Annotated in this window: 11 protein-coding genes; 7 read left to right on the top strand and 4 right to left on the bottom strand. The window is 65.6% G+C overall.

The genetic code is table 11. The features are described from left to right. The first annotated feature begins 12 nt into the window (after positions 1 to 12). Entirely contained in the window at positions 13 to 1077 is a 1065-nt protein-coding gene (gene waaF, locus JQ507_22245) for a lipopolysaccharide heptosyltransferase II (GenBank protein QRI73460.1), read from the top strand. Here waaF and JQ507_22250 read toward each other — a convergent pair. After that, positions 1059 to 2105 carry a glycosyltransferase family 4 protein gene (locus JQ507_22250; GenBank protein QRI67682.1) on the bottom strand — a complete coding sequence of 349 codons (1047 nt, stop codon included), beginning with the start codon at positions 2103 to 2105 and terminating at the stop codon, positions 1059 to 1061. The two genes, waaF and JQ507_22250, sit on opposite strands and share 19 nt — an antisense overlap. A gap of 131 nt (positions 2106 to 2236) precedes the next feature. Between JQ507_22250 and galE the strand changes: the two genes are divergently transcribed. The 3 genes from galE to JQ507_22265 all read left to right on the top strand — a co-directional run bounded on the left by galE (position 2237) and on the right by JQ507_22265 (position 5898). Then, the gene (gene galE / locus JQ507_22255; GenBank protein QRI67683.1) at positions 2237 to 3250 is read left to right on the top strand and encodes a UDP-glucose 4-epimerase GalE; all 1014 of its coding nucleotides are present in this window, start codon (positions 2237 to 2239) and stop codon (positions 3248 to 3250) included. A 97-nt stretch (positions 3251 to 3347) separates the two neighbouring features. Then, positions 3348 to 5159: an ABC transporter ATP-binding protein gene (locus tag JQ507_22260; GenBank protein QRI67684.1), complete on the top strand. Its 1812-nt coding sequence runs from the start codon at positions 3348 to 3350 to the stop codon at positions 5157 to 5159. Positions 5160 to 5196: 37 nt separating this feature from the next. Continuing rightward, entirely contained in the window at positions 5197 to 5898 is a 702-nt protein-coding gene (locus tag JQ507_22265) for a fumarylacetoacetate hydrolase family protein (protein QRI67685.1), read from the top strand. 69 nt (positions 5899 to 5967) lie between these two features. On the opposite strand, the gene JQ507_22270 is transcribed toward JQ507_22265, so the two are convergent. Continuing rightward, positions 5968 to 6195: a hypothetical protein gene (locus tag JQ507_22270; GenBank protein ID QRI67686.1), complete on the bottom strand. Its 228-nt coding sequence runs from the start codon at positions 6193 to 6195 to the stop codon at positions 5968 to 5970. Between the two features lie 252 nt (positions 6196 to 6447). Here JQ507_22270 and JQ507_22275 point away from each other — a divergent pair, with 252 nt between their 5' ends. Then, complete coding sequence (locus tag JQ507_22275; GenBank protein ID QRI73461.1) at positions 6448 to 6672, top strand: hypothetical protein; 225 nt, start codon at positions 6448 to 6450, stop codon at positions 6670 to 6672. A gap of 25 nt (positions 6673 to 6697) precedes the next feature. Here JQ507_22275 and JQ507_22280 read toward each other — a convergent pair whose 3' ends face one another. Beyond that, on the bottom strand, positions 6698 to 8401 hold the full coding sequence (locus tag JQ507_22280; protein QRI67687.1) for an NAD-dependent malic enzyme: 1704 nt from the start codon (positions 8399 to 8401) through the stop codon (positions 6698 to 6700). Positions 8402 to 8626: 225 nt separating this feature from the next. Then, positions 8627 to 9556 carry an aspartyl/asparaginyl beta-hydroxylase domain-containing protein gene (locus tag JQ507_22285; GenBank protein ID QRI67688.1) on the bottom strand — a complete coding sequence of 310 codons (930 nt, stop codon included), beginning with the start codon at positions 9554 to 9556 and terminating at the stop codon, positions 8627 to 8629. Positions 9557 to 9909: 353 nt separating this feature from the next. Here JQ507_22285 and JQ507_22290 point away from each other — a divergent pair, with 353 nt between their 5' ends. Beyond that, the gene (locus JQ507_22290) at positions 9910 to 11109 is read left to right on the top strand and encodes an ABC transporter substrate-binding protein (protein ID QRI67689.1); all 1200 of its coding nucleotides are present in this window, start codon (positions 9910 to 9912) and stop codon (positions 11107 to 11109) included. Between the two features lie 10 nt (positions 11110 to 11119). After that, the gene (locus JQ507_22295) at positions 11120 to 12823 is read left to right on the top strand and encodes an FAD-dependent oxidoreductase (protein QRI67690.1); all 1704 of its coding nucleotides are present in this window, start codon (positions 11120 to 11122) and stop codon (positions 12821 to 12823) included. Positions 12824 to 12861: the final 38 nt, after the last annotated feature.

The following is a 12861-nucleotide window of genomic DNA, read 5'->3' on the forward strand; positions in this document are numbered from 1 at the left end:
GCCCTTTTAGAAATGAATATTGATTCAATATCTGATATCGAAACTCAGGACACCGAGGATACCAGACCTATCCTCGTCGTGCCCTATGTTTGGATCGGCGATTTCGTGCGCGGCCAGACCGTGGTCCGGGTGTTGCGGAAGCGGTGGCCGAATCGGCCGGTCGACCTCCTGACGTCCAGCCTTTGCGCCCCTTTGGTCGATTATATGCCGGGGGTGCGGTCCGCGATCGTGTTCGACCTGCCGCGCAGCCGTTTGGCGCTGGCCCGGCAGCGGGAGCTGGCGGCCGAGTTCCGGAAGCGGAACTACGCCACCGCGCTGGTGCTGCCGCGGACCTGGAAGTCGGCCATCGCGCCGGCCCTGGCAGGCATCCCCGAGCGGATCGGCTTCTTCGGCGAAGCGCGGTTCGGCCTGATCAACGCGATGCGGTGGGGTGAAAAGAAGCAGCCGCGCTTCATCGACAAGAACGCCGTACTGGCATTGCCCGACGGCGCGGCCCGTCCCCCGGAATGGCCGGTGCCGCAGCTTCGGGTTCCGGCCGACGAGGTCAACCGGTGGCGGCAGGCCAACGGCCTCGGTACCGGTCCGGCCATCGCATTGGGCCCCGGCTCGGTCGGCGCCTCGAAGCGCTGGACCTATTATCCGGAAGCCGCGCGGCTGTTCGCCGAGCGCGGTTTCGACGTCTGGGTGGTCGGCGGGCCCGGCGAGAAGGCGCTGGCGCAGGAGATTGTGGCAGCCGGCGGCCCACGGATCCGCGATCTCACCGGCACCGATCTGCGCAACGGCGCGCTGGCGATGGCTGCGGCCAGTGTCGCGATCGCCAACGATTCCGGGCTGATGCACATCGCGGCCGCGATCGGCACCCCGACCATGGGCATCTTCGGCCCGACCGATCCCTACCTCTGGGCGCCCCTCAATCCCCTCGCCGCGACGGTGCGACAGACCAGGAGCAAGCTGCCGTGCCAGCCGTGCCAGCGCACGGTCTGCACCATGAACGACCACCGCTGCATGCGCGACATCGCGGCCGAGGAGGTCGTGGAGATCGCACAGCGCGTGCTGGCTCAGATCAACGCGCGATAGACCTTGGCGATCGCGCCGGCTTCCGCATCGAGGCTGAACTTATCCACAACTCGTTGGCGCGCCCGCCCGCCCATCGCCGCAGCCGCAGCCGGATCGCGCATCAAAGGCTCGAGCGTCGCCGCCAGCGCGTCGGCATCCCCGGGCGGCGTCAGCACGCCGGTAACGCCGTCCTCAACCACGAACTCGGCCGCGCCCGCGCGCGCCGCCACCAGCGCCGCGCCGGCCGACATCGCCTCGATCAAGGTCAGGCCAAAGCCCTCGTTGCGGGAGGTGAAGGCGTAGATCGTCAGCCGCTGATACCAGCGCACGACATCCTCGATCGGCAATTCGCCGGTGATGATGATGCGCGATTGCAGCCCGGCGGCCTCGATCTTGCGCTTCAATTCGCCCGCGAAGGCCAGTTGCTCCGGCACCACGGCGCCGACGATGATTGCGGTGAAATCAGGATAGCGTGGCAGCAGGCGGCACATCGCCTCGACGAACACGTCGCTGCCCTTCTGCGCGCGCACCCGACCGAAGCAGCCGATCGCGTAGCGGCCCGGCAATCCGCTCTCGGCAAACGCGGCCGCACGATCGGCCGGCGGCGCATAACGGTCGGTGTCGACGCCGTGCATCACCACCGTGGCCTCGCGCGTCAGGTAGGAGGCCGACAGCGGGCTGGTCGCGATGATCGCGTCCATGTTGCGGATCAGCCAGCGCGTCAACCAGGTGTGATGACGCTGCGCGGCCGAGGTGAACAGCAGTTTCAACGGCCAGCCGAGCGCGCGCAGCGCGAGCCCCGCAATCATCTCGTCGTTGCGCCGCGCGTGCCAGATCAGTGGCCGCGCGCGCCGCCACAGCCGCATCAGATCGACAAATCCCATCGCATCGATGCCGTCGGGGCGATGCGAGCCGAGCCAGCCTGCGCGAAACATCTTTGCAAGCTTCGGTGCAACCATGCGGTTGGTCGCAGTGACACCGGAATAACGCCGGTGCAGATTGGGCACGATGAGCTCGAGCTCGCCGGCAGCTGTGTTCTCGATCGGCACGCAAGTCTCCGTTTCGCGCCAGTTCCTATACGCAACATTAAGCATAGTGGCCAGTTCGGCCGCGGCGAAACCCCCTCTTCACCGCACTCCCGCTAGCATCGCCCGTTAAAGATATCGGGAGAGCTCTAGACATGACCGTGCTCGTGACCGGCGGTGCCGGCTATATCGGAAGTCACATGGTCCATGCGCTGGTCGATGCCGGCGAGAGCGTCGTCGTGGTCGACAATCTCTCCACCGGCTTCTCTGCGTTCCTGCCCGAAGTCGTGCCGCTGTTCATCGGCGATGCCGGCGACGAGAACCTCGTCGAGGGCGTGATCGCACAGCACGGCATCGACAGCATCATCCATTTCGCCGGCTCGGTGGTGGTGCCGGACTCAATGCGCGATCCGCTCGGTTACTACCGCAACAACACCATGACGACGCGCAGCCTGCTCAACGCCGCGGTGAGGGGCGGCGTTAGCCGCTTCATCTTCTCTTCGACAGCCGCGGTGTACGGCAATCCGGACCAGGTGCCGGTGCCGGAAATTGCGCCGACGCGTCCGTTGTCGCCCTACGGCTCGTCGAAGCTGATGACCGAGATCATGCTGCACGATGTCGCATCGGCCCATGGTATGAGCTACGTCGTGCTGCGCTACTTCAACGTCGCCGGTGCCGACCCGAAGGGCCGCGTCGGGCTATCCACCATCGGCGCCACCCACCTGCTCAAGATCGCGGTCGAGGCCGCGACCGGCCAGCGCGCCAAGATCGACGTGTTCGGCACCGACTATCCGACCCAGGACGGCAGCTGCGTGCGCGACTTCATCCATGTCAGCGACCTGGTCGAGGCGCACCGCTCGGCGCTGGCCTATCTGCGCAGCGGCGGGCAATCGGTGACGATGAATTGCGGTTACGGCCGCGGCTATTCCGTGCTCGAGACCATCGAGGCGGTGCGCCGGGTCTCGATGCGCAATTTCGCGGTCGCCTACGCCGCGCGCCGGCCCGGCGACATCATGACCATGGTGGCCGACACCACCAGGATCCGTTCAGCCCTCGACTGGACCCCGCGCTACGATGATCTCGAGACCATCGCGAGCCATGCGCTGGCCTGGGAGGAGAAGCTGTTCCGGGAACGCGGCGGCTCCGCCCGGCAGGCAGAATCGGCCTAAAAATCAAGCCGTTATTGTGCTTGAAAAAGCCCCGCCAAGCGGGCAAGGAGGTCCGCAACCCTGACGGCCGGCGCTGCCCGCCGTCAATGGAAAGCGGATGGCTCAGTTTCCAAAGAAAATTACCGACGATCCCTATGGCGCGGCGATCCTGATCCGCCGCCTGATCATGGAACAAGGGATTACCTACTGGCGGCGCTATCTGATGGCGTTCGGCCTGATGGCGATCGCGGCCGGCTCGACCGCCGGCGCCACCTATGTCCTCGGCCAGGTGATCAACCAGGCCTATGTCGACAAGAACATCCCCGGCATCGCCATGTTCGCCGGGATCACGGTGGTGCTGCTGTTCATCAAGGGTGTGGCGACCTACGGCCACATGGTGATCCTGAACAAGATCTCGAACGCCATTCTCGCCAGCAATCAGCGGCAATTATTCGCCAAGCTGATGAGCGAGAGCATCGGCTTCTTCTCGCAGCGGCACTCGTCGGAGTTCCTGGCGCGGCTCACCGCCGGCGCCAAGTCGATCACCGACGTGCTCAACATGCTGGTGAATGCGATCGGCCGCGACTTCCTGATGCTGATCAGCATGCTCGCCGTGATGGTGTGGCAGGATCCGCTGATGTCGTTCATCGGGCTCGTGGCGGTGCCGCCGGCGATGCTGATGCTGCGCAAGCTGGTGAAGCGGATCAAGGGGCTCGCCTACAACCAGTTCACCGGCACCGCCGACATCATGGAGACGATGCAGGAATCGCTGCAGGGGATCCGCACCGTGAAGGCGTTCACGCTGGAAGACGCCATGCAGCAGCGGATCGACGAGCACATCGCGACCGTCGAGAACAACGCCAACAAGATGGCGCGCGTCGCCAACCGCTCCAACCCGCTGATGGAGATGCTCGGCGGCTTTGCCGTCGCCGGCTGCCTGATGTATGGCGGCTACAGCGTGGTGGCGCTCGGCTCGACGCCGGGCCAGTTCTTCACGTTCCTGACCGCCTTCCTGATGGCGACCGAGCCGGCGAAGCGGCTGGCGCGGCTCAACATCGACCTCAACAGCCAGCTGGTCGGCGCGCGGATGCTGCTCGAGGTGGTCGACAGCCCGGCCAGCGAGCAGGCCGACGACGACAAGCCGGCGCTGAAACTCTCCGACGCGCGGATCGAGCTGCGCGACGTCAACTTCGCCTATCGGCCCGGCGAGCCGGTGCTGAACCGCATGAGCTTCACAGCCGAGCCCGGCAAGGTCACCGCGCTGGTCGGCCCCTCCGGCGGCGGCAAATCGACGGTGCTCGCCTTGCTGCTGCGCTTCTTCGAGACGCGCGAGGGCGACATCCTGATCGACGGACAGTCGATCCTGTCGGTCTCACGCAGATCGCTGCGCCAGCAGACCGCCTATGTCGGCCAGGACGTCTATCTGTTCCGCGACACCATCCGCGCCAACATCGCTTTCGGCAAGGGCGGCGCCACCGAGGCCGAGATCATCGACGCGGCCACGGCCGCCTGCGCGCATGACTTCATCATGAGCTTCCCGCTCGGTTACGACACGCCGGTCGGCGAGCACGGCGCCCAGCTGTCCGGCGGCCAGCGCCAGCGCATCGCGGTCGCCCGCGCGCTGATCAAGAACGCGCCGATCATCCTGCTCGACGAGGCCACCGCCGCACTCGACTCGGAGTCCGAGAAGCAGGTGCAGGAGGCGATCGAGCATCTCTGCCAGGGCCGCACCACGATCGTGATCGCGCACCGCCTGCACACCATCATGCATGCGGATGCGATCCTGGTGGTCGAGGGTGGCGAGATCGTCGAGCGCGGGCGTCACGAGGAACTGCTGCGCCGTGGCGGCCGCTACGCCTCGTTCTTCCGCTTGCAGCACCACCACGACCCGTCGCCGCTGGCACTGGCGCCGATCAGCGCCACCGGCTAGACCAGTCGAACTTCACCTCAAGAGCAGCGAGACCCACATGAACGCCGCCTCCACCGTCATCCCGCTTCCCCCGCAGCCCTCGCTTCCCGTCGTCGGCGAGACCGGCGTCTATCCGGTTCGCCGCATCTGGTGCGTCGGCCGCAACTATCTCGAGCATATCAGGGAGATGGGCAATGACGAGCGTGCGCCGCCGTTCTTCTTCGGCAAGCATGCCGACATGCTGGTGCCTGACGGCGCGACGATCCCCTACCCGCCGCTGACCAAGGACCTGCATCATGAGGTCGAGCTGGTGGTGGCGATGAAGAGCGGCGGGCTGAACATTCCCGCCGACAAGGCGCTCGAGCATGTCTACGGCTATGCCGTCGGCATCGACCTGACCCGCCGCGACCTGCAGATCGCCTCGCGCAAGAAGGAGCGGCCCTGGGAGGTCGGCAAGTCGTTCGACTATTCGGCGCCCTGCTCCGCGATCCAGCCGGCTTCCAAGATCGGACATCCGACCGCGGGCAAGATCTGGCTCACCGTCAACGGCAAGGAAGCCCAGAAGGGCGACCTCACCGAACTGATCTGGAACGTGCCGGAGATCATCTGGCAGCTCTCGCAGCAGGTGAAGCTCGCCGCCGGCGACATCATCATGACCGGTACGCCCGCCGGGGTCTCGCAGCTGCAGGTCGGCGACAAGCTCGAATGCGGCGTCGACGGCGTCGGCACGCTCGCCGTGACGATCGGCAAGCCGGAATAACCAGCCTCTGAGAATGAGGCCAAGCCAGAAGCCCCGGACCTGACGTCCGGGGCTTTTCGTTGCGTGTGGTCAACGCATCGTACCGGGCATGCAGGGCGGTTCGGTGAAGGGCGCGGTTGCGAACGATCCGACGTTCGGCGCGCGCACGCAGTCGGTGGTCTTGTTGCTGACCGGCGTCGTCGCCGGCGTCGCGGCATGAGCGCGCCGCGCCGCAGCATTGTGGGCGGCCGCCGACGCCTGAGCCGAATACGCAGCTGCCGCAACCAGCGCAAGTGCCGCGAAGGTCAATTTGGTCATAGGATTTCTCCGCATGGGTGAAGCCGACCAAGCTCGGCTCCTGTGACCAAGGAGCGTCAGCGCCCCAGGATTATTTCATCACGCGCGATCACCGAACCGCGAGCGCCGCATCACATCGGGCGGATCGGGGAATATCGAAACGTGCGAGGCATTCCATTCATCAGGGCCGCACGCAAACGCGGCGGCGACGGCACGGAGAGTCTCATGTTCGAGCTTCGACGATTTGGCAGACAGCTTGGCTTGGCTGCTATCCTGTCGGCGGCAACGGCAACATCCTGTTTCGCGCAGCCGACAATCCAGGAGCCCAGCGTCTACGCAGCAAACGAAACCGCGACGCGGCCATGGTCGGCGCCGGTCGGCCATCGCCAGCCGCACGCCGCCGACGTCCCGGCAACGACGGCCACGTCGCAGCAGATCATCGATCAGGAAGACGCGATGGTTGACCGCAGGATCAGGGGCATTTGCCGCGGCTGCTAGGCTGACGACGTCGCGGCATCCGCGATCAGGTCGCGTTCCCGCCCGTGCGCCGATACGGCACGTAGCGCGGGGTCCAGACCTTGGCCTGGATGCGCGCCTCGACCTCGTCGATCGGAACATCCTTGGCGAGCCCTTCCTTGTGCGCCTGCAACGCCACCGCCAGCGCAACCGTCTGCGACACCTCGCGCAGCGCGCTGACCGGCGGCAGCAGATTGTGCTTCGGATTGTTGCGGGCCGGCGAGACGCTGGCCAGTGCCTTGGCGGCGGCCATGAACATCCCGTCGCTGATCCGGCTGGCGCCGACCGCAAGCGCGCCGACACCGACGCCAGGGAAGATGTAGGAATTGTTGGTCTGGTCGACCTTGAAGCGCGCGCCATCGCGGGTGATCGGCGGGAACGGGCTGCCGACGCCGATCAGCGCCCGCCCCTCGGTCCATGCCTCGATGTCGGCCGGCGTCGCCTCCTCGCGCGAGGTCGGGTTCGACAGCGGGAAGATCACCGGCCGCTTGTTGCACTCGGCCATCGCGCGGACGATCGGCTCGGAGAATGCGCCGGCCTGGCCGGAGACGCCGATCAGGACCGTCGGCTTGGCGTTGCGCACGACGTCGAGCAGCGCGATCTTGTCGGGATGGCTGAGCTGCCAGCCGGCAATCGCCTGCTTGTTCTGCACGAAAGGCAGCTGGAACGGCGCGAGCCCGCTCATGCCCTCGAGCAACAGCCCGTCGCGGTCGACCATGAAGAAGCGCTTCGCCGCATCGCTCTCCGAGAGGCCGGCATCGACCATCGCGGCGCGGATCAGGCTGGCAATGCCGCAGCCGGCGGAGCCTGCGCCGAGCACGGCGACGCGCTGCTCGGTCAGCGGCACGCCGGTGACGTTGATCGCAGACAGCAAGGCGCCGGTCGCCACCGCCGCGGTGCCCTGGATGTCGTCGTTGAAGGTCAGGAGCCGGTCGCGATAGCGCTCGAGCATCCGCGTCGCATTGTTCTTGGCGAAATCTTCCCATTGCAGCAGGACGTGCGGCCAGCGCTTCACGACAGCCGAGACGAACGCCTCGATGAAATCGTCATATTGCTGGCCGCGGACGCGCTCGTTGCGCCAGCCGATATAGAGCGGATCGGCCAGGCAGTCGGGATTGTCGGTGCCGACATCGAGCATGATCGGCAGCGTAGTCGCGGGGTGAAGGCCGCCGCAGCCGGTGTAGAGCGCAAGCTTGCCGATCGGGATGCCCATGCCGCCGGCGCCCTGGTCGCCGAGACCAAGGATGCGCTCGCCGTCGGTCACCACGATGGCCTCGACGTGATCGAAGCGCGGATGGGCGAAGATGCGGTCGATCCGGTGCTGGTGCGGAATGCTGAGGAACAGCCCGCGTGGCTTGCGAAACAGCCGGCTGAATTTTTGGCAGCCCTCACCGACGGTCGGCGTGTAGACGATCGGCAGCAGCTCTTCCAGGTTGCTGACCAGGAGCGCGTAGAACAGAGTCTCGTTGGTGTCCTGCAGCTCGCGCAGAAAGGCATAGCGCTCGATGTCGGTCTCGTAGCCGCGCAATGCCTCGAGGCGGCGCGAGACCTGCTCGTCCAGCGTCAGGATGTTGGGCGGCAGCAGGCCGTGCAGGTCGAACGCCTCGCGCTCGGCCTCGGAGAACGCCGTACCCTTGTTCAGCTGCGGATCGGCCAACAGCTCGTAGCCGCTCAGCGCGGTAGTGGCAAAATCTGCAGCGGTCTGCAACATGACAATATCCCCTCGATACGAAACGCCGAGTGAAACTGTATCACCGCCGCGCAACGGATCGGAGACAAAACCCATCCGGGGCGAGATGGCCAGCCAAAGATGCGTGAAGTCCGGGGCGAGCGCCCAAAGACAAAGCCCCGGATCGCTCCGGGGCTTTTGCTTTCCTGCATCAAGCGCAGGGATTGCTCGGTCGCAGGCCGGAGGGAACGCAATCCGCCCCGCGCATCACCGCAGCGCCGACACCACGATCAGGCCGAGGATCAGCGCGGTGACGGAATATTTGAGCGTGTAGTACACGTTCCGATTCCATTCCTTGACCTTGCGGCTCGCGAGATGGACCTCGTAGAGCTTGCCGAACACCTTGTTCAGCGCGCCGACATGCTCGCCGTCGACGTTCTGGGTGGCCGACGCCTTGACGATGTTGTGGCTGACCCAGCGGTTGATCGCCGTCATGAAGCCGTACTTCATCGGACGCTCGACATCGCAGAACAGGATGATGCGGTTGACGTCGGTCTTGTTCTCGGCGCTGTGGATGAAGGTCTCGTCGAACATGAAGGCCTCGCCGTCGCGCCAGACGCATTCGACGCCATCGACGAGGATGCGGCACTGGTTCGAGTTCGGCGTCACCAGGCCGAGGTGATAGCGCAAGGAGCCCGCGAACGGATCGCGGTGCGCGCCGAGCTTGCCGCCGGGCGGCAGCATCGCGAACATCGCGCCGTGCACGTTCGGGATCGAATTGAGCAGCTCCACCGTCTGCGGGCACAGCGTGCGTGCCGACGGCAGGAAGTCGTCGTACCATTTCAGATAGAACCGCTTCCAGCCGCTCTTGAAGAACGAATAGAAGCCCCAGTCGTTGTTCTTGGCCGCGGCGCGGATGAAGCCCTCGTCGAACAGCCGGGTCGCCTCGTCGCGGATGGTCTCCCAATTGTCGGAGAGCTTCTTCAGCTCGGGAAACTGCTCGACCGGGATCACCGGCGTGTTGGGCACGGCCGAGCCCGCATACATCAGCACATTGTAGGGCGCGAGATAGGTCGAGTGATCGCCGAGTTGGCGCGCGAAGCGCAACCGCTGCTTGCCGCGGAAGTGCACGTAAAGTGTGGAGGCCACCAGCGCGTAGAGAATAACGAGCTGCGGCGCGAAGAGCTGTCTCAACATAATCCGTCTATGATCGCAGTCCGCCGACCCTCTTGATGCACCGCCCCTGCAGAGCCGGTCCCGGCGACGGGTGGCCCTGCCCCGGGCGGCGAAGCGCGTCGCCGTCCGCGAAAATTCCCCTGTTCATAGTGACTTGGTACTGCCGCAAGCTCTGGCGTGAGCTGGAGCCGCGCAGTGCCATCCCGGATGAGCCATGTAAGCGAACACTCACCAAATGTGAAGCACCGCCGCATTCGAAGTCGCAACCTTGTGGCAATATTCACACATGTCTTTTCGCCATTGACAAACTAATTCGATAATATCTAACTCTTTGGATTGCGCGCCGGAGAGCCCGGACATCCAAGGGAGGAACGATGAGACACGTTTTGGCGACAGCCATCCTCGCGGCGACGGTGACGGCTGCTCGCGCCCAGGTTTCCGATGACGTCGTGCGCATCGGCGTGCTGACCGACCTGTCGAGCTGGGGCCGCGACAATTCGGGCCCGGGTTCGGTCGAGGCGGCCAAGATGGCGGTCGAGGAATTCGGCCCCACCGTGCTCGGCAAGCCGATCGAGATCGTCTCCGCTGACCACCAGATGAAGACCGATGTCGGCGTGCAGATCGTGCGCGGCTGGTTCGACAACAACAAGGTCGACGCGGTCGTCGACATTCCCAATTCCGGCATCGCGATCGCCGTGCACAACATGGTGCGCGAGCGCAACAAGATCGCGCTGCTCTCCGGCCCCGGCGCGAGCTCGCTGACCGATGAGCTGTGCAGCCCAAACACCGTGCACTTCACCTACGATACCTATGCGCTGTCGAAAGTGACGGCTTCGGCGGTGATCGCGGAGGGCGGCAAGTCCTGGTACTTCATCACCGCGGACTATGCGTTCGGCCAGCAGCTCGAGAAGGATGCCACGCGCTTCATCAACGAGATGGGCGGCAAGGTGCTCGGCGGCGTCAAGCATCCGACCAACACGGCAGACTTCTCCTCCTTTGCGCTGCAGGCGCAGAGCTCGAAGGCCGACGTGGTGGCATTCGCCAATGCCGGCCAGGACACCGACAATTCGATCAAGCAGTCCGGCGAGTTCGGCCTCGTGCAGGGCGGCCAGAAGCTGGTCGGCCTTCTGATGTTCGACACCGACGTGCATGCCATCGGGCTCAACGCCGCGCAGGGCACCTACATGACGACAGCGTCGTACTGGAATATGGATGAGAAGACGCGCGCCTGGTCGAAGAAGTTCTTCGCCCGCACCAACGTGATGCCGACCATGATCCAGACCGGCGTCTACGGCTCGGTGCTGCATTATCTGAAGGGGATCCAGGCTGCCGGCACCGACGATCCGCAGAAGGTGATGGCCAAGATGCGCGAGCTGCCGATCGAGGACACCTTCGTGCACGGCGGCAGACTGCGCGAGGACGGCCGCGTGATCCGCGACATGTACCTGGCGAAGGTGAAGAAGCCCTCGGAATCCAAGAAGCCTTGGGACTATCTCGACATCATCAAGACGGTGAAGGGCGAGGATGCGTTTCGTCCGGTCTCCGAATCCAAGTGCCCGCTGCTGAAGAAATAGGATCGATCACGTGGCTAACGAAGAAACGTATGATTGCGACGCACTCGTCGTCGGCTCCGGCTGCGCCGGGCTGTCGGCGGCGGTCACTGCCGGCCATCACGGCCTGAAGGTCCTCGTCGTCGAGAAGGAGCCGCGGTTCGGCGGCACCACGGCGCGCTCCGGCGGCTGGCTGTGGATTCCGGGCACCTCGCTGGCCAGGGCGTGGGGCATCGAGGAGAGCCCTGATCAGGCCAGGACCTATCTGCGCCACGAGGCCGGCAACAGCTTCGATGCCGCGCGCGTCGATGCGTTCCTGACCGAAGGGCCAAAGGCGGTCGACTTCTTCACGACGAAGACCGCAGTGCGTTTCGACATGCCGCTGACCTTCCCGGACTACCATGCCGAAGCCCCCGGCGGCGCGCAGGGCGGCCGCTCGATGGTGACGCGGCCGTTCGACGCCCACGAGCTTGGACCGGCCCTCAAGGATCTCGGCAGCCCCCTGCCCGAGCTCACCGTGTTCGGCATGATGCTCGGCTCCGGCAAGGAGATCGTGCACTTCATGCGCGCGACGCGGTCGATCACCTCGGCGGCCTATGTCGCCAAGCGGCTGTCGAAACACGCCGCTGACGTGATCCGCAACGGCCGCGGCATGACGCTGACCAACGGCAATGCGCTGGCCGGCCGGCTGGCAAAATCGGCGTTCGATCTCAATATCCCGCTCTGGCTCAATTCACCGGTGCGCGAATTGATCGTCGACAACGGCGTGGTGCGCGGCGCGATCGTCGTGCGCGAGGGCCACACCATCCGCGTCAATGCAAAGCGCGGCGTCGTGCTCGCCTGCGGCGGATTTCCCCATGACGTGGCGCGGCGCCAGAAGATGTTTCCGCATGCGCCGACCGGCAAGGAGCACTATTCGCCGGGCCCGACCGGCAACACCGGCGATGGTCTGCGGCTCGCGGAAGCCGCCGGCGGCCGCGTCGAGGACTCGCTGCCGAACGCGGCGGCGTGGGTGCCGGTCTCGGTCACCACGCGCAAGGACGGCTCGAAGGGCGTGATGCCGCACTTCATCGATCGCGCCAAGCCCGGCGTGATCGCGGTCCTGCGTGACGGCAAGCGGTTTGCCAATGAAGGCAATTCCTACCACGACTTCGTGCAGGCGATGATCAGAGCGGCGAAGCCCGGCGAGGAGATCGCGGCCTACCTGGTCTGCGATCACGAGACGCTGCGCAAATACGGTCTCGGCTGCGTGCCGCCGCGCCCGATGCCGCTCGGGCACCATCTGAAGACCGGCTATCTCAAGCGCGGCGCGACGCTGTCCGAGCTCGCCGCGCAGGCCGGCATCGACGCCGGCGCATTCGGGGCCACCGTCGCCGAATTCAACAAACTGGCGGCCGAGGGACGCGATCCCGCCTTCGGCAAGGGCTCGCGTGCCTACAACCGCTACCAGGGCGATGCGCTGCACGGGCCCAATCCCTGCATCGCGCCGATCCAGCGCGGGCCGTTCTACGCGATCAAGATGGTGATCGGCGATCTCGGGACCTATGCCGGCATCCGCACCGACGCCAACGCCCGCGCGCTCGACGCCGACGGCCAGCCGATTGCTGGCCTCTATGCCGCCGGCAACGACATGGCGAGTATCATGGGCGGCAACTATCCCGGCGCCGGCATCACGCTCGGCCCCGCGCTGACCTTCGGCTACATCGCGGGCAAGCATCTGGCGGGTGCCGCGGCCTAGCAGAGGACGGTCAACACTCCGTCACCCTGAGGAGGCCG

Source organism: Bradyrhizobium sp. PSBB068 (assembly GCA_016839165.1).
Classification (GTDB): domain Bacteria; phylum Pseudomonadota; class Alphaproteobacteria; order Rhizobiales; family Xanthobacteraceae; genus Bradyrhizobium.

Coding starts and splice junctions, on each gene's coding strand:
- waaF (QRI73460.1), top strand. CDS start 13: ATGAATATTGATTCAATATCTGATATCGAAACTCAGGACACCGAGGAT.
- galE (QRI67683.1), top strand. CDS start 2,237: ATGACCGTGCTCGTGACCGGCGGTGCCGGCTATATCGGAAGTCACATG.
- JQ507_22260 (QRI67684.1), top strand. CDS start 3,348: ATGGCTCAGTTTCCAAAGAAAATTACCGACGATCCCTATGGCGCGGCG.
- JQ507_22265 (QRI67685.1), top strand. CDS start 5,197: ATGAACGCCGCCTCCACCGTCATCCCGCTTCCCCCGCAGCCCTCGCTT.
- JQ507_22270 (QRI67686.1), bottom strand. CDS start 6,195: ATGACCAAATTGACCTTCGCGGCACTTGCGCTGGTTGCGGCAGCTGCG.
- JQ507_22280 (QRI67687.1), bottom strand. CDS start 8,401: ATGTTGCAGACCGCTGCAGATTTTGCCACTACCGCGCTGAGCGGCTAC.
- JQ507_22285 (QRI67688.1), bottom strand. CDS start 9,556: ATGTTGAGACAGCTCTTCGCGCCGCAGCTCGTTATTCTCTACGCGCTG.
- JQ507_22290 (QRI67689.1), top strand. CDS start 9,910: ATGAGACACGTTTTGGCGACAGCCATCCTCGCGGCGACGGTGACGGCT.